This is a genomic window from Micromonospora sp. RTBAU3-60 (assembly GCF_054963695.1).
On the sequence record NZ_JBUEGB010000003.1, the window covers coordinates 1 to 15,131 of the forward strand.

Annotated in this window: 16 protein-coding genes and 1 pseudogene; 2 read left to right on the forward strand and 15 right to left on the reverse strand. The window is 74.2% G+C overall.

Features of this window, described 5'->3' with window-relative positions; translation table 11 throughout:
- Positions 1 to 21: 21 nt before the first annotated feature.
- The 3 genes from ACY34I_RS03995 to yczR form a co-directional block, all read right to left on the reverse strand.
- Positions 22 to 1,335, reverse strand: coding sequence for a low temperature requirement protein A (locus tag ACY34I_RS03995; RefSeq protein WP_462752561.1), 1,314 nt, complete (start codon positions 1,333 to 1,335; stop codon positions 22 to 24).
- A 133-nt stretch (positions 1,336 to 1,468) separates the two neighbouring features.
- Positions 1,469 to 3,925, reverse strand: a complete 2,457-nt coding sequence (locus ACY34I_RS04000; protein WP_462752563.1) for a low temperature requirement protein A — start codon at positions 3,923 to 3,925, stop codon at positions 1,469 to 1,471.
- A 58-nt stretch (positions 3,926 to 3,983) separates the two neighbouring features.
- Complete coding sequence (gene yczR / locus ACY34I_RS04005; protein ID WP_462752565.1) at positions 3,984 to 5,441, reverse strand: MocR-like transcription factor YczR; 1,458 nt, start codon at positions 5,439 to 5,441, stop codon at positions 3,984 to 3,986.
- A gap of 58 nt (positions 5,442 to 5,499) precedes the next feature.
- On the opposite strand from yczR, the gene yczE reads away from it, so the two are divergent.
- Both yczE and ACY34I_RS04015 read left to right on the forward strand, forming a co-directional pair.
- Positions 5,500 to 6,177 carry a membrane protein YczE gene (gene yczE / locus ACY34I_RS04010; RefSeq protein ID WP_462752567.1) on the forward strand — a complete coding sequence of 226 codons (678 nt, stop codon included), beginning with the start codon at positions 5,500 to 5,502 and terminating at the stop codon, positions 6,175 to 6,177.
- A gap of 141 nt (positions 6,178 to 6,318) precedes the next feature.
- Positions 6,319 to 6,780, forward strand: a complete 462-nt coding sequence (locus tag ACY34I_RS04015; RefSeq protein ID WP_148796612.1) for a hypothetical protein — start codon at positions 6,319 to 6,321, stop codon at positions 6,778 to 6,780.
- 172 nt (positions 6,781 to 6,952) lie between these two features.
- Here the strand turns inward: ACY34I_RS04015 and hisF are convergent, their stop codons facing one another.
- The 12 genes and pseudogenes from hisF to hisD all read right to left on the reverse strand — a co-directional run bounded on the left by hisF (position 6,953) and on the right by hisD (position 15,052).
- A complete protein-coding gene (gene hisF / locus ACY34I_RS04020; protein ID WP_462752569.1) occupies positions 6,953 to 7,720 on the reverse strand; it encodes an imidazole glycerol phosphate synthase subunit HisF in 768 nt (255 codons plus the stop codon).
- An 80-nt stretch (positions 7,721 to 7,800) separates the two neighbouring features.
- Positions 7,801 to 8,799, reverse strand: a complete 999-nt coding sequence (locus tag ACY34I_RS04025) for an NADP-dependent oxidoreductase (RefSeq protein WP_462752571.1) — start codon at positions 8,797 to 8,799, stop codon at positions 7,801 to 7,803.
- Positions 8,796 to 9,221, reverse strand: coding sequence for an organic hydroperoxide resistance protein (locus ACY34I_RS04030; protein ID WP_462752977.1), 426 nt, complete (start codon positions 9,219 to 9,221; stop codon positions 8,796 to 8,798). Before ACY34I_RS04030 ends, ACY34I_RS04025 begins: the two co-directional genes overlap by 4 nt.
- Before the next feature lie 5 nt (positions 9,222 to 9,226).
- A pseudogene (locus ACY34I_RS04035) lies at positions 9,227 to 9,471 on the reverse strand (MarR family winged helix-turn-helix transcriptional regulator); the annotation flags it as partial.
- Between the two features lie 3 nt (positions 9,472 to 9,474).
- Complete coding sequence (locus tag ACY34I_RS04040) at positions 9,475 to 9,873, reverse strand: RidA family protein (RefSeq protein ID WP_462752573.1); 399 nt, start codon at positions 9,871 to 9,873, stop codon at positions 9,475 to 9,477.
- Positions 9,870 to 10,598, reverse strand: a complete 729-nt coding sequence (gene priA / locus ACY34I_RS04045) for a bifunctional 1-(5-phosphoribosyl)-5-((5-phosphoribosylamino)methylideneamino)imidazole-4-carboxamide isomerase/phosphoribosylanthranilate isomerase PriA (protein WP_462752575.1) — start codon at positions 10,596 to 10,598, stop codon at positions 9,870 to 9,872. The genes ACY34I_RS04040 and priA overlap by 4 nt, the downstream gene beginning before the upstream one ends.
- A gap of 16 nt (positions 10,599 to 10,614) precedes the next feature.
- Entirely contained in the window at positions 10,615 to 10,938 is a 324-nt protein-coding gene (locus ACY34I_RS04050) for a hypothetical protein (RefSeq protein ID WP_148796600.1), read from the reverse strand.
- Between the two features lie 88 nt (positions 10,939 to 11,026).
- Entirely contained in the window at positions 11,027 to 11,650 is a 624-nt protein-coding gene (gene hisH / locus ACY34I_RS04055) for an imidazole glycerol phosphate synthase subunit HisH (RefSeq protein WP_462752577.1), read from the reverse strand.
- 34 nt (positions 11,651 to 11,684) lie between these two features.
- Positions 11,685 to 11,858 (reverse strand): hypothetical protein, encoded by a 174-nt coding sequence (locus tag ACY34I_RS04060; protein ID WP_462752579.1) that lies wholly within the window; start codon positions 11,856 to 11,858, stop codon positions 11,685 to 11,687.
- A 52-nt stretch (positions 11,859 to 11,910) separates the two neighbouring features.
- The gene (gene hisB, locus ACY34I_RS04065; RefSeq protein WP_462752581.1) at positions 11,911 to 12,522 is read right to left on the reverse strand and encodes an imidazoleglycerol-phosphate dehydratase HisB; all 612 of its coding nucleotides are present in this window, start codon (positions 12,520 to 12,522) and stop codon (positions 11,911 to 11,913) included.
- A gap of 45 nt (positions 12,523 to 12,567) precedes the next feature.
- Positions 12,568 to 13,653, reverse strand: a complete 1,086-nt coding sequence (locus ACY34I_RS04070) for a histidinol-phosphate transaminase (RefSeq protein WP_462752583.1) — start codon at positions 13,651 to 13,653, stop codon at positions 12,568 to 12,570.
- A 76-nt stretch (positions 13,654 to 13,729) separates the two neighbouring features.
- Positions 13,730 to 15,052 carry a histidinol dehydrogenase gene (gene hisD, locus ACY34I_RS04075; RefSeq protein WP_462752585.1) on the reverse strand — a complete coding sequence of 441 codons (1,323 nt, stop codon included), beginning with the start codon at positions 15,050 to 15,052 and terminating at the stop codon, positions 13,730 to 13,732.
- Positions 15,053 to 15,131 lie beyond the last annotated feature (79 nt).

Sequence of the window (15,131 nt, forward strand, 5' to 3'; positions counted from 1 at the left end):
TCCGGCGGTCGGCCACGACGGTCACAGGTGGTGCTGGCGCCACCGGCTCCGCTCCGCTTCGGCGGCGACCTCCTCCTCCAGCGCGAGCTGCCGGATCTGGCGCCGCCGGCCGTCCTCGCGCAGCGTCTCGACGACGACGGCGGCCACGCAGAGCACCGACAGCAGCACCACCGCCACCAGCTCCGGCAGCCTGGCCGCCGCCGGCGCCACCGCGACGATCGCCACCACCGCCACCAGCAGCGGCCAGCGCACGGTGCGCAGCGCCAGCAGCACGCAGGCCGCGAGGCTGAGCAGGTAGACGGCGACCCCGCCGTAGAGGACGGTGATCCAGAAGGCGCCGATGGCCTCGCCCCAGGGCGGCGTGCTGGGCGACGCCGACTCGGCGAGCAGGTCCTTGAGCCCGAGGGCGAAGAAGATGACTCCGGCGACCATGGGCAGGTGCAGGTAGGTGTATGCGTTCCGGGCCAGCCGGGCCCGGGCACCCGGCTCCCGGGCGACGTGCAGCCGGTGCTCGATGCCGATCGCGAGGGTGTCGAAGTACGCCCACCAGAGCACCGCGGCGATCGCGATGCCGAGCACCGCGGTGGTCATCACCGGCCCGGTCAGCGGCAGCGCGTTGCCGAACTTCGAGCCGAGCCCGAGCGCGATGATCGACTCACCGAGCGCGAGCAGGACCATCAGGGCGTGCCGCTCCGCCCAGTGCCCGGCGGAGGTCACCACCCAGTAGGAGCCGCCCAGGATGATGCCCGCCACGTACTCCACCAGCACGGCCGCCGCCCAGAGGCCGAGCTGCAGCCCGGTCGCCAGGGCACCGGAGGTGACCCGGGGCGGCACCTGCCCGGCGGCGACCAGCAGCGCCGTGGCGACCACCGGCAGGGCGGCGAGCCGCAGCCAGAGCCGGAACTGGGCCGGATCGGACCGGGCCACCCAGCCGAAGACCGCGAGCTGCGGGGCGCGGACCAGGAAGTAGCAGACGGCGAAGACGAGCGGGCCGTTGAACCCGCCGGGCTGGTCGACGAACGCGCTCGGGATGCTCAGCACCAGCAGGAAGATGGCGGCCACCATGACGAAGCCGACCACCGGCAGCACGCCCTGGTCGGCGCGGACCAGGTTGCCGAGGCCGGCGAACCCTTGCCAGCACCACCAGAGCAGCGCCAGCACAAGCAGGGCCTGGAACAGGCTGTTCCAGCCGGGCCGGCTCGCGGTCAGCCCGGTGACGGTGAGGAACGCGAAGACGAAGACCAGGTCGTAGAAGAGCTCCAGCCGCGTCACCCGGGAGCCCGGGGCGCCGGGCAGGACCACGCTCGCCCATCGGGTGCCGCCTCGGTTCGCCACCTGCGCAGTGTCCCAGCCGCGCCGGGCCCGGTGACCGCGATCCAGGCAGGTCGGCGCGGGGGCCGGCGGCGATCAGACGCCCGCCGTCCTACCCGGATGCGGGGTGCCGGGCGGCCAGGTGCACCGGCACCCGCTACGGACCCGTCTCGGAGACCAGCGGTTCGCGCAGCACCCGTCTGAGCTGCGCCGTACGCGCCGCTTCGACGATCAAGAAGATGATCGAGACGGCGACGAGGACCGCGAGACCCACCAGCCCGGGCAACGGGGCGGTCAGCGGGACCAGCGCGACGAACACCAGGGTCGTGATGCCGCGGATCCGCCGGATGTTGTGCTGGGTCCGCCACCAGAAGGCCTGATCGCCGATCAGATAGAGGATCACCCCGCCGTAGAGGGCGAAGTGGGCCAGGGCGGCCAACCCCATGTCCAGCCCGGGCTTCCGGTGCACCAGCGCGAGCGTCTGGCCCAGACCGAGCGCGACCAGCACGACGCCGGCCACCATCACCAGGTGCAGAAGGGTGTACGCGTCGGCGGCCAGCCGACTGCGGTCGCCCCCCGCGGCGGCCTCCACGGCGCGTTCCCCGGCGATGGCGTCGACGTCGAAGTACGCCCACCACAGCGTCGCCACCAGCGCCGTGCCGAGGACCGCCCCGACCACCACCAGCGCGGATATCGGCGTGTCGGCCACCGCACGTCCGGTGGAGATGATCGCCTCGCCGAGCGCGACGATGACGATCAGGCCGTACCGCTCCGCCCAGTGGCTGGCCGAACTGATCCGCCACTGGCTGACGTTCACCAGGTACCGGCTGCCGTAGTCGACGGCTACGGCGCTCAGCCACAGGGCGATCCGCAGCGGGCTGTAGGGTCCCGGCACGCCGACCAGTTCGGGCAGCAGCGCGGCGCTCAGCAGCAGGAGCACCGCCAGCCCGGCCGCGAGGGCGAGCAGCAGCAGTTGGCGGCGTAAGCCGGGATTGCCGCGCGCGACCACCCAGAACGAGACCAGGTGCAGCAGCCGGACGACGCCGTAGCAGGTCGCGAAGACCAGCGGCCCGTACAGCCCGACCCGCGACGGGTCGTAGAACGCCACCGGGATCGTGATCGCGATGATGAGGATGTTCGCCGCGACGGCGACGTAAACCAGGCGAGCTCCCGGCTCGTCGGTGCGCAGCGCGGTGGACAGCCACGCGAACACGTTCCAGGCCCACCAGAGCACGGCCAGCACCGCCAGCCCGCGGACCAGCCCGTGCCAGGTCGGGTCGGCGGCGATCAGGCTGGTGACCTGGATGAACGCGTAGACGAAGACCAGATCGAAGAAGAGTTCCTTCGGGGCGACACCGACGGCCCGCTGGACGGCGGGCTGGATCGCGCGGTGCAGGACCTCGTGCCGGCCCCGGAAGACGGTACGGTCGGCGAGCACGAGCACGGCCACCAGACCGGCGAGAATCGCGAGCGCGGCCAGCGCCGGCACCTGGGCCGCCGCCGGTATGCCGAGGGCGAGCAGGACGAGGCCGAGCAGCGGCCCGCGGCCCACGATGTGCATCGTGCGCCCTTCGAAGGCGAGCAGCCCGACCAGGTAGAGGATCACGCCGCCGTACAGGGCGAGCAGGGACAGCCCGGGCAGCGGCGCCGATTCGTCGACGGCCCCCACCGCCTTCCGGAGGCCGAGGGAGAGCAGGATCAGGCCGCCGATCATCGGCAGGTGCAGGAAGGTGTACGCGTTGCGGGCGAGCCGTACCCGGGCCGCCCCGGACACCCGTTCAAGGGCGAGTTCGGCGGCGAACCGGGCGAGGTCGAAGTAGGTCCACCAGAGCACGCCCACGACGCTCATGCTGAGCAGGATGGCGACGATCAGCGGCCAGGTGAGCGGTTTGGTGGAGCCGATGCCCCGGCTGACCCCGACGGAGATGATGGTCCCGCCGAACGCGACCATGACGATCAGGGAATGCCGCTCGACCCAGTGTCGTACCGGGATGTCGCGCCCACCCACCGCGCCGGTGAGCACCCCACCGCTGTACTCGATGAGGATCGCCAGGAGCACCAGCCCCAGGCGGGCCCACGGATGGATGTCGACGTCGATCAACCGGCTGGCCAGCAGCCCCGCGAGCAGCAGCAGCGGGGCGGCACCGGCCAGGGGCAGCCAGCCGCGCCGGATCCGCCGCCGGGAGACCGGGTCGGACCTGGCAAAGAGCATCGCGACCAGCAGGGCGCCGGCCCGCGCGGCGAGGTAGCCCAGCACGAAGATGAGCGGGCCGGGCAGCCCACCGGGCCGGTCGACGAATGCCTCCTGAATCGCCACCCCCACCACGAAGATGATCGCGATGAGGCCGAAGGCGACCATCGGCATGATCCCCCGGTCCAACCGGATGGAGTTGCTGAGCCAGGCGTAGGAGGCCCAGCACCACCACAGCAGCGCGAGCAGCAGCAGACCGCGCACGATCCCGAAGAGGTCGGGACGGGCAGCGGCCAGGCTGATCACGTTGAGGAAGGCGTAGACGAAGACAAGGTCGAGGAAGAGTTCCAGCCGGGTCACGCCGCCGCTCTCGGCGACCATCTGGAACCGATCGGACAGTCCCCTCGACCTACCGCTGGCCACCGCTTGAGTCTGCCCGGCGGCGATGCCCGGCGCGGGGCATCCGGCAAGCCCGCCCGGCTCAGGCGATGACGGACGGCTCCCGCCACTGCGGGCGACCGGTGCGGTCCAGGTCGTAGCGGACCGCCGCGAGCCGGCCGACGGCCTCCACCAGGTCGGCGGCGGGCAGCGTGAACGGCAGCCGCAGGAACCGCTCCAGGGTGCCGTCCAGGCCGAACCGGGGGCCGGGCGCCAGGCGTACGCCGACCTCCTCGGCGGCCCGGGCCAGGGCGCTGGAGATCGGGCCGTCCAGCTCGACCCAGAGCGTGACGCCGCCGCGCGGCACGCTGACCCGCCAGTCGGGCAGCCGCTCGGCCAGCGCGCCGACCAGCGCGTCCCGCTGCGCGGCGAGCTGCGCCCGCCGCGCCGCCACGATGGTGGCCGCCTCGGCGAGCAGGTGCACCGCGACGAGTTGGTCGAGCACCGGGCTGGCCATGTCGACGCCGACCCGGGCGGCGGCCAGCCGCTGCACCTGCGGCGCGGACGCCCGGACCCAGCCGATCCGCAGGCCGCCCCAGTACGGCTTGCTCATCCCGCCGATGCTGATCACTCGGGAGTGGCGGTCGAAGGTCGCCACGGGCGGCGGCAGCGGCGTGCCGTCCAGCGGCAGGTCCACGAAGGACTCGTCGATCACCAGGTCGGTCCCGGCGGCGTGGGCCGCGCCGACCAGCCGCTCGCGCAGCTCGGTCGCCATCAGGTGACCGGTCGGGTTCTGGAACTCGGGGATCAGGTAGGCCAGCTTCGGCCGGGCCTGCCGGATGCTGCCCAGCAGCAGGTCGGCGTCCCAACCGACGTCGTCCGTGGCGAGGCCGTGGGTGCTGATCCGGGCCCGGCGGGCCGACAGCGCGGCGAGCGCGTTGGGGTAGGTCGGGGACTCCACCAGCACCCCGCCGCCGGGCGACAGGGCCAGCCGCAGCACCAGGTCCAGCGCGTGCTGGGTGCCGCTGGTGACCATGATCTGCTCCGGGCTGGTCGGCAGCCCCCGCTCGGTGTACGCCCGAGCCACCGCCTCGCGCAGCTCGATGATGCCGGTCGGGTGGTAGCCGGCCCCGCACAGGTAGCGGGGCAGGTCCTCGGCGGCCGCCCGGGTGGCCGGGACGAGCTGCGGCGGGGCGGCCAGCGCGGCCACCCCGAGGTCGATCATGTCGCGGTCGTCCAGCGGGGTCCACAGCCCGGTGCTGGCCACCCGGTGCGTGCCGGGCAGCATGGTCCAGCTGCCGGCCCCGCGGCGGCTGGCCAGGTGGCCGCTCTCGCGCAGCTCCCGGTACGCGGCGGTGACCGTGGTGCGGCTGATCCGCAGCGCCTCGGCCAGCTCGCGCTCGGCGGGCAGGCGTACCCCCAGGGGGAGCCGGCCGTCGGCGAGCAGGCCGCGGACCGCGGCGGCGAGCGCGGCGTAGTCGGGGCTGCGCCGACGGCCGGGCAGTGCGTGCCACTGGCCGAGGAGCCGAGCCAATTGGACGCCACGCACCTGACTCGTCATGGCCACACCTCCGAAATTGGCTCTGTTGTGGGAAAGATTGGCCCCTAGAGTGGCATGCATGGCACCGATTGGCAATTTCCGGTACCGGCCGGCCCGGCGGCTGACCCAGCTCTACGCCGGGCTCGCGCTCTACGGCGTCAGCATGGCCCTGATGATCCGGTCCGACCTCGGCCTCGACCCGTGGGACGTGTTCCACCAGGGCCTCGCCCGGCAGACCGGGCTCTCCTTCGGCACGGTCACCATCGCGGTCGGCGCCCTCGTGCTGCTGCTCTGGATCCCGCTGCGGCAACGCCCCGGCCTTGGCACGGTCAGCAACGTGGTGGTGATCGGACTGGTGGTGGACGGCACCCTGGCCCTGCTGCCACCCGGCGGCGGCCTGCCGGTCCGGATCGGCCTGCTGGTCGTCGGGATCGTCGCCAACGGCGCGGCCACCGGGCTTTACCTGGGGGCGGCCTTCGGCCCCGGCCCGCGCGACGGTCTGATGACCGGATACGTCGCCCGCCGTCCCGGCCGCTCGATCCGGCTGGTGCGGACCGTCATCGAGGTGACCGTGCTGGCGCTGGGCTGGCTGCTCGGCGGCACGGTCGGCGTCGGCACGGTCGCGTACGCGCTCGCCATCGGGCCGCTCGCCCAACTGTTCATCCCGCTCTTCGCGGTGCCCCCGCGGCAGCCCACGGAGTCCGTCGTGGCGCCGTCAGCGGCCGGCACGCCGCGCCCGGCCGGCGAGACGGCGTGATCCGGCGTCCACCCCGCACCGTCACTCCGGGCCCGCTCACGGCCACCGGGTGGGACGGCCCGCACCAGCGCTGAGCTGCGTAAACGGCCGGCGTCGAAACCGGGTGTTTTCTCCGCCGGCAACGCCGGGCATCATTCGTCCATGGGGGAGAACGGATGGCGCTGGACCGACGCCTGGATCTTCGTCTCGCTGGTGATCGCGAGCGGTGCCGGCCGGCACCGCCGCGCGGCCACCACCCGGCGCCCGGAGGGCGTCCGCCTCGCTGACGTCCTCTCCACCGCCGACCACCTCAACCGCGCCATCCCCGAGCGGCACGAGGTCGAGGGCGCGGTCCGCCGGCTCCTCGGCGCGGGCCTGGTCACGGTCACCGACGGCTGGTTCCGGATCACCCCGGACGGCGAGCGGCTGTGGCGCACCCGGCCGAGCGCCGGGGTGGGGACCACGGTGGACAGCGTGCAGGGCGTGCTGACCCGCCGGCACACGCCGGGCACGTCCGACTGGAGCCTCGACGAGGACGACCACGCCGCCGCCGTCCAGGAGTATGTGGTCCGGTCGATCCCGATGCCGCGCCGCTCCCCCGAGGGCCACTCCGGCCGCTCCTGAGCGCCTCTCCCCGACCGGCTCGCGGGCCCGGCGGGGGCGCGGTGCCGGGCCGCTAACCTCGCCTTTGTCCCGGCCCGAGCGACACCGCCGGATCGGCGAGCCGGTGGCCGGTCAGCGCGACACCGCCGGATCGGCGAGTCGGTGGCCGGTCAGCGCGGAGCCGGCGGGCGGATCAGCGGACCGGGTGACCGGCGACGCGCAGGGCGTCCTTGACCTCGCCGACGGTCAGCTCGCCGAAGTGGAAGACGCTGGCCGCGAGCACCGCGTCGGCGCCCGCGCCGATCGCCGGGGGGAAGTGCGCCACCGCGCCGGCGCCACCGCTGGCGATCACCGGCACGTCGACGGTCTCCCGGACGGCCTGGATCAGCGGCAGGTCGAAGCCGGCCTTGGTGCCATCGGCGTCCATCGAGTTGAGCAGGATCTCCCCCGCGCCCAGTTCGGCGCCGCGCCGGGCCCACTCGACCGCGTCGAGGCCGGTGCCCCGGCGGCCGCCGTGGGTGGTCACCTCGAAGCCGCTCGGCGTGCTGCCGTCCGGCGCGCGCCGCACGTCGAGGGAGAGCACCAGCACCTGCCGGCCGAACCGGTCGGCGATCTCGGCGATCAGCTCCGGCCGGGCGATCGCGGCGGTGTTCACCCCGACCTTGTCCGCGCCGGCGCGCAGCAGGGTGTCGACGTCGGCGACCGTGCGTACGCCGCCGCCGACGGTGAGCGGGATGAAGACCGACTCGGCGGTGCGCCGGACCACGTCGAGCATGGTCCCCCGGTCGCTGGCGGACGCGGTGACGTCGAGGAAGGTCAGCTCGTCCGCCCCGGCCCGGTCGTACGCCGCCGCCAGCTCGACCGGATCACCGGCGTCCCGCAGGTCGAGGAAGTTGACCCCCTTGACCACCCGTCCGGCGTCCACGTCGAGACAGGGGATCACCCGTACCGCCACCGTCATGTCGCGAGCCTATCCAACCCTTCCCCACCGGCCGCCCGCCTGTGAGCCCGGCCACGGTGTGAGCAGGGGCCCTCCCCGCGTCACAGCCGGACGAGCATCTTGCCCAGGTTCTCGCCGCGCAGCATGCCGAGGAACGCCGCCGGGGCGTTCTCGATGCCGTCCACCACCGTCTCGTCGTACGCGATCTTCCCGTCGCGCAGCCAGCCGGCCATCTCCTCGACGAACTGCCCGCGCAGGTGGCCGTGGTCGCCGACCAGGAAGCCGCGCAGGGTGAGCCGCTTGCCGATCAGCAGCGCCAGGTTGCGCGGCGCGGCGGGCGGCTCGGTGGCGTTGTACTGGGCGATCATGCCGCAGATGGCGGCCCGGCCGTGCAGGTTCATCGCCCCGATCGCGGCCTCCAGGTGCTCGCCGCCGACGTTGTCGAAGTACACGTCGACGCCGTCGGGCGCGGCGGCCCTGAGCGCGTCGTACACCGGGCCGTCGTGGTAGTCGAAGGCGGCGTCGAAGCCGAGCCCCAGGAGCCGCTCGACCTTGGCCGGTGAGCCGGCGCTGCCGACCACCCGGGCCGCGCCGCGCAGCTTGGCGATCTGGCCGACCATGCTGCCCACCGCGCCGGCCGCGCCGGAGACGAAGACGGTCTCGCCGGGCTTCATGGCGGCCACGTCGAGCAGGCCGGCGTACGCGGTCAGCCCGGTCATGCCGAGCACACCCAGGTAGGCGCTCACCGGGGCGAGGTCCGGGTCGACCTGGCGGGCGGCCTTCGCGTCGACCAGCGCGTACTCGCGCCAGCCGAGGCCGTGCAGCACGGTGTCGCCGGGCGCGAACCCGTCGGCCGCGCTGGCCACCACCTCGCCGACCGCGCCGCCGTCGAGCGGGGCGTCGAGCGCGAACGGCGGCACGTACGACTTGACGTCGTTCATCCGGCCGCGCATGTACGGGTCGACCGACATGAACCGGTTGCGGACCACGAGCTGCCCCGGCCCCGGGGTCGGCACCTCGGTCGCCACGAGGCGGAAGTTGTCGGCGGTGGGCCAGCCCTGCGGGTGGGCGGCCAGGTGGATCTCGCGGTTGGTGCTCATAGCGTCTCCCGGACGGTGAGGGCGACCGCGACGTTGCCCCGGGTCGCGGCGGAGTACGGGCAGACCTCGTGGGCCTGCGCGACGAGCTGCTCGGCAGTGGCCCGCGCGACGGCGGGCAGATCGACCAGCAGGGTGACGGTCAGGCCGTAGCCACCGCCGCCGTTCGGGCCGATGCCCACCTCGGCCTCGACGACCGACCCGGAGACGTCCGCCCTGGTCCGGCGCGCGACGAGCCGCAGCGCGGAGTGGAAGCAGGCCGCGTAGCCGGCGGCGAAGAGCTGCTCCGGGTTGGCCGCGCCGCCGGCGCCCCCCATCTCCTTGGGGATCGCCAGGTTCAGGTCGAGGGTGCCGTCCGAGGTGCGGACGTGGCCGTCCCGGCCGTCCCCGGTCGCCCGGGCGGACGCGGTGTAGAGCACCTGCATGGTGGTCACTGCTCCTTCTGTCGGTGGATCGTCTCGGTGACCCGGGTGAGGGTGTCGCGCAGGGCGACCAGCTCGGCCTCGGTGAGGCCGTGGCCCGGGCCACCCGCCGGGGCAGCTCGTCCATCCGCTGCCGCAGGGCCCGGCCCTGCGCGGTGAGGCCCACCTCGACCCGGCGCTCGTCCCGCGCCGAGCGGGTACGCACCACCAGACCGGCCGCCTCCAGCCGCTTGAGCCGCGGGGAGAGCGTGCCGGGTCAGCCTTCCGGGACCCAGGCCTCCAACTCGACCTCGACCAACTGCTCCGGGTCGATCAGCCCGGCCACCACGACCATCGTCGCCACCGGGCGGACCGCCCCGAACACCGCGTGGTGCGCCCGCCCGACCTCGTCGGCGTGACTCCGGTCCGTCACGTACATCCGGGTCCGGATCACGTTGGCCGGCTCGACACCCACCTCGGCGAGTGCGTCCAGGCCGATGCGCAGCGCCTGCGCGGTCTGGGCCCCGGCGTTCCCCACGTGCGCCACCCGCCCGTCCACCGTCGAGGTGCAGCCGGCGGTGATCGCCAGGTTCCCGACCCGCACCACCCGCGAGTAGCCGAACCGGGCCTCCCACGGCCCGCCGGAGCCGAGGCGGGTGACGACCGGGGACGTCACGCCGCGGCCCGCAGCGTGGCGAGCGCCTCGGCGACGGTGAACGCCCCGGCGTAGAGCGCCTTGCCGGCGATCACGCCCTCCACGCCCACCGGCTCCAGGCCGGCCAGGGCGCGCAGGTCGTCCAGGGTGGAGACACCACCGGAGGCGATCACCGGCGCGTCGGTGCGGGAGCAGACCTCGCGCAGCAGCTCCAGGTTCGGCCCGCGCATGGTGCCGTCCTTGGTGATGTCGGTGACCACATACCGGGAGGCGCCGGCCTTGTCCAGCCGCTCCAGCACCTCCCACAGGTCACCGCCGTCGCGGGTCCAGCCCCGGGCGGAGAGGGTACGGCCGCGCACGTCCAGCCCGATCGCCACCCGGTCGCCGTACTCGCCGCAGACCCGGTCGCACCACTGCGGGTCCTCCAGCGCGGCGGTGCCGATGTTGACCCGGGCCGCCCCGGTGCCCAGCGCCGCCTCCAGCGACTCGTCGTCCCGGATGCCGCCGGAGAGCTCCACCTTCACATCGAGCTGCCGGACCACCTCGGCGAGCAGGTGGGCGTTCGAGCCCCGGCCGAAGGCGGCGTCCAGGTCGACCAGGTGGATCCACTCGGCACCGTCGGACTGCCAGGCGAGGGCCGCCTCCAGCGGATCGCCGTACGCGGTCTCGCTGCCGGCGGCGCCCTGCACGAGCCGGACGGCCTGACCGTCGGCGACGTCCACGGCGGGCAACAGGGTGAGGCTCAATGTTCTTCTCCTCGCATCAGGTACGACGGTCCAGGGCGAGCACCACGATCGCCGGCAGGACCAGCAGCAACAACACGACCAGCGCCAGCCGCAGCGCCAGGTCGTCCACCAAACTCCAGATGGCGGCCAGCGCCGCCCCGGTGAGCAGCACGATCGCCGCGCGCTCGCCCCGGGTGTGCCGCCTCAGCCGGCCCGTGCGGCCGCGCCGCAGCTGCGGCGTCAACCGGCGTACCAGGGCCCGCCGCCGCTCCCGGCGCGCCACCCGGCGGCGGCGGACGGCGCGCTCGGCCTCCAGTTGCGCCTGGCGGGCCTCCCGGCGGCGGGCCCGCTCCTTGCTCACCGCGTCACCGTGTTCCGCGACTGCGCGCCCACAGTGCCGTGCTCGGTTCGCGACTGCGGGGCTCGCAAACCCGGCTCACTCCTCGCGCTCACAGTGTCGCCAACCAGTTGCGGAGCAGCGTGGCGCCGGTGTCGGCCGACTTCTCCGGGTGGAACTGGGCCGCTGACAGTGGGCCCCGCTCCACGGCCGCGACGAACTCGGTCCCGTGCTCGGCGGTGGTCACCGTCGCCCCCGCCGCGGCCAGCCCGGCGGCGTCCGTCACCCCGTACGAGTGGACGAAGTAGAACCGGGCGTCGGCCGGCAGCCCGGCGAAGAGCACCGAGCCCGCCGGCGGGTGGACAGTGTTCCAGCCCATGTGCGGCAACCGCTCGGCGGGCAGCCGGGTCACCCCGCCGGGCAGCAGCCCGAGCCCCTTGGTGACCACCCCGTGCTCGTCGCCGTGCTCGAAGAGCACCTGCATCCCCACGCAGATGCCGAGCACCGGACGGCTGGCGGCGACCCGCTCGGCGATGACCGGGCCGGCGCCGAGCGCCTCGATCCCGGCCATGCAGGCGGCGTACGCGCCGACGCCCGGCACCACCAGGCCCTCCGCCTCGGCGGCGGCGGTCAGGTCATCGGTCACGGTGACGTCCGCACCGGCCCGCGCCAGGGCGCGCTCGGCCGACCGCAGGTTGCCCGAGCCGTAGTCGAGCACCACGATCCGCTTGCTCATGCCGGCACTCCGCTACGCCCGATGATCCGCTCGCTCATGCGCCCTCCCCGGGTAGCAGCCAGAGCAGCCCACCGGCGGTGGCCAGCGCGGCGAGCAGCCCCGTGATCAGCACCGCGCCGCGCGGCGCGCCCTGCCGGTACAGCGACCACGTCCCGCCGACCAGCACCCCGGCCAGGATCAGCAGCAACGTCGGCAGCGCCGCCCCCATCAGATCCGCCCTTCATTCGCGACTGCGGTACTCCGCCGCGTCCTCGCGCTCATCAGAGCGCACCCTTGGTGCTCGGGATCGCCCCGGCGTTGCGCGGGTCGATGGCGGTGGCCTCGCGCAACGCGCGGGAGACCGCCTTGAACTGGGCCTCGACCACGTGGTGGGCGTCCGGGTGGCCGCCGGGGCGGGCCGCCCGCAGCACGTCCACGTGCAGGGTGATCCGGGCCGCCTGGCCGAACGACTCCCAGATGTGCCGGGTCATGCTGGTCGGGTAGACCGGCCCGATGTACGGCGCGAGCGGCGGCTCGTCGTGCACCACGTACGGCCGGCCGGACAGGTCGACCGCGGCCCGGACCAGGACCTCGTCCATAGGGACGGTCGCCGAGCCGTACCGCCGGATGCCGGCCTTGTCGCCCAGCGCCTGGTCGACCGCGGCGCCCAGGGCGAGCGCGGTGTCCTCCATCGTGTGGTGGGCGTCGATCTCCAGGTCGCCGACGGTGTGCACGGTCAGGTCGAAGCCGCCGTGCCGGGCGATCTGGTGGAGCATGTGGTCGTAGAAGCCGACGCCGGTCTCGATGTCGGCCTTGCCGGTGCCGTCGAGGTCGATCTCGACGAGGACCTTGGTCTCCTTGGTGATCCGCTCCACCCGGGCGGTCCGGCTCATACAGGGCAACCTTTCGTTCGCGACTGCGGGGCTCGCAAGAGCGGCTCACTCCTCGCGCTCACGGACCTTCTCCATCGCAGCCAGGAAGGCGTCGGTCTCGGCGGGGGTGCCGGCGGTGACCCGCAGCCAGCCGGGCAGGCCGACGTCACGGACCAGCACACCGGCGTCGAGCAAGGTGCGCCAGGCCGCGGCCTGGTCGCCGCCGACCTCGAAGAGGACGAAGTTGGCGTCGCTGTCGGCGACCCGGTGGCCGCGGCCGCGCAGCTCGGCGACGATCCGGTCGCGCTGCTCCATGATCGCCGCGACCGTGCCGAGCAGCGCGTCGCGGTGCGCCAGGGCCGCCCGGGCGGCGGCCTGGGTGAGCGCGGAGAGGTGGTACGGCAGCCGGACGAGCTGCACCGTCCGCACCACGGCCGGGTCGGCGGCCAGGTAGCCGAGCCGCCCGCCGGCGAACCCGAACGCCTTGCTCATGGTCCGGGTGACCACCAGCCGCGGGTGGTCGGGCAGCACGGCCAGCGCGCTCACCGTGCCCGGCCGGGCGAACTCGGCGTACGCCTCGTCCACGATCACCATGCCGGGCGCCTCGTCGAGCACGGCGGCGACCACGGCCGGATCGAGCGCGGTGCCGGTCGGGTTGTTCGGCGAGCAGAGGAAGACCACGTCGGGCCGGTGCGCGCGGACCTGGGCGACCGCGTCGGCCGCGGTGAGGCCGAAGTCGACGCCGCGGGCGGCGGGGATCCAGCCGGTGCCGGTGCCGAGCGCGAGCAGCGGGTGCATCGAGTACGCCGGGGTGAAGCCGAGCGCGGTCCGCCCGGGACCGCCGAACGCCTGGAGCAGCTGCTGCTGGATCTCGTTGGAGCCGTTGGCCGCCCAGAGCTGGTCGACGGTGAGCCCGTGGCCCAGGTATGCCGCCAGGTCGGCGCGGAGCGCCACGGCGTCCCGGTCCGGGTAGCGGTTGAGGTCGCGCAGCTCGGCCGCGAGGGCCTTGGCGATGGCGTCCACCACCGGCTCGGGCACGGGGTAGGAGTTCTCGTTGGTGTTCAGCCGGACGGGCACGTCGAGCTGCGGCGCGCCGTACGGCCGCAGGCCCCGCAGATCGTCCCGGATCGGCAGCTCGTCGAGCGTGGTCATGCCGCCACCTCGCTTCGCTCGGTGCCGGCCTGAGGCCGGTAAGGGCTGAGCTTGCTGGTTCGCTCGCTCCGCTCGCTCACGAGCTCTCCCCCGGGAAGCGCGCGCTGACCGCCTGGCCGTGGGCCGGCAGGTCCTCCACGGTGGCCAGGGTGACCACGTGCGGGGCCACCTCGCGCAGCGCCTCCTGGCTGTATTCCACGAGGTGGACTCCGCGCAGGAAGGACTGCACCGACAGGCCGGACGAGTGCCGGGCGCAGCCGCCGGTGGGCAGCACGTGGTTGGAACCGGCGCAGTAGTCGCCGAGCGACACCGGCGACCACGCGCCGACGAAGATCGCCCCGGCGTTGCGTACCCGCATCGCCCACTCACGGGCGTCCTCGGTCTGGATCTCCAGGTGCTCGGCCGCGTACGCGTCGACCACCCGCAGCCCCGCCTCGAGGTCGTCGACGAGGACCACCCCGCTCTGCTCCCCGCGCAGCGCGGTGCCGATCCGCTCGGCGTGCTTGGCCGCCGGCACCTGCCGGGCCAGCTCCGCGTCGACCGCGTCGGCGAGCGCCACGGACGGGGTGACCAGCACGCTCGCCGCCAGAGGGTCGTGCTCGGCCTGGCTGATCAGGTCGGCGGCGACGTGCGCCGGGTCGGCGGTGTCGTCGGCCAGGATGGCAATCTCGGTCGGGCCGGCCTCGGCGTCGATGCCAACCACGCCGCGCAGCAGCCGCTTCGCGGCGGTGACCCAGATGTTGCCCGGACCGGTGATCATGTCGACCGGCGTGCAGCGCTCGGCGCCGTCCGGGTCGACGGTAGCGCCGTAGGCGAGCATGGCCACCGCCTGGGCGCCGCCGACCGCGTAGACCTCGTCGACGCCGAGCAGCGCGCAGGCCGCGAGGACCCGCTGGTCAGGCAGGCCGCCGTTGTCCTTCTGCGGCGGGCTCACCACCACCAGCGAGCGCACCCCGGCCGCCTGGGCGGGGACCACGTTCATCACCACGGTCGACGGATACATGGCCAGGCCGCCGGGCACGTACAGGCCGACCCGGTCGACCGGCACCCAGCGCTCGGTCACCGTGCCGCCCGGCACCACCTGGGTGGTGTGGTCGGCGCGGCGCTGGTCGGCGTGGACCTTGCGGGCCCGGGTGATCGACTCCAGCAGGGCGGCGCGCACCTGGGGGTCGAGGCTGTCCTCGGCCGCGCGGATCGTCTCCACCGGCACCCGCAGGCGCTCCGGGGAGATACCGTCGAACCGTTCGCTGGCCTCCCGGATCGCCGGGTAGCCATGCTCCCGGACCGCCTCCACCAGGGGGCGGATCCTCTCGACGGCCACCGACACGTCGAGCTGGGCACGGGGCAGCAGGCGGCGCGGGTCACGCGCGCCGCCGCGCAGGTCGATCCGGTTCAGCACCCTTGCGAGTCTAGGCCGCCGGCCCGGCGCCGACCCGCGCCGCCCGCAGGCCGGGACGGTGAGCCGGGACACGCGGGAT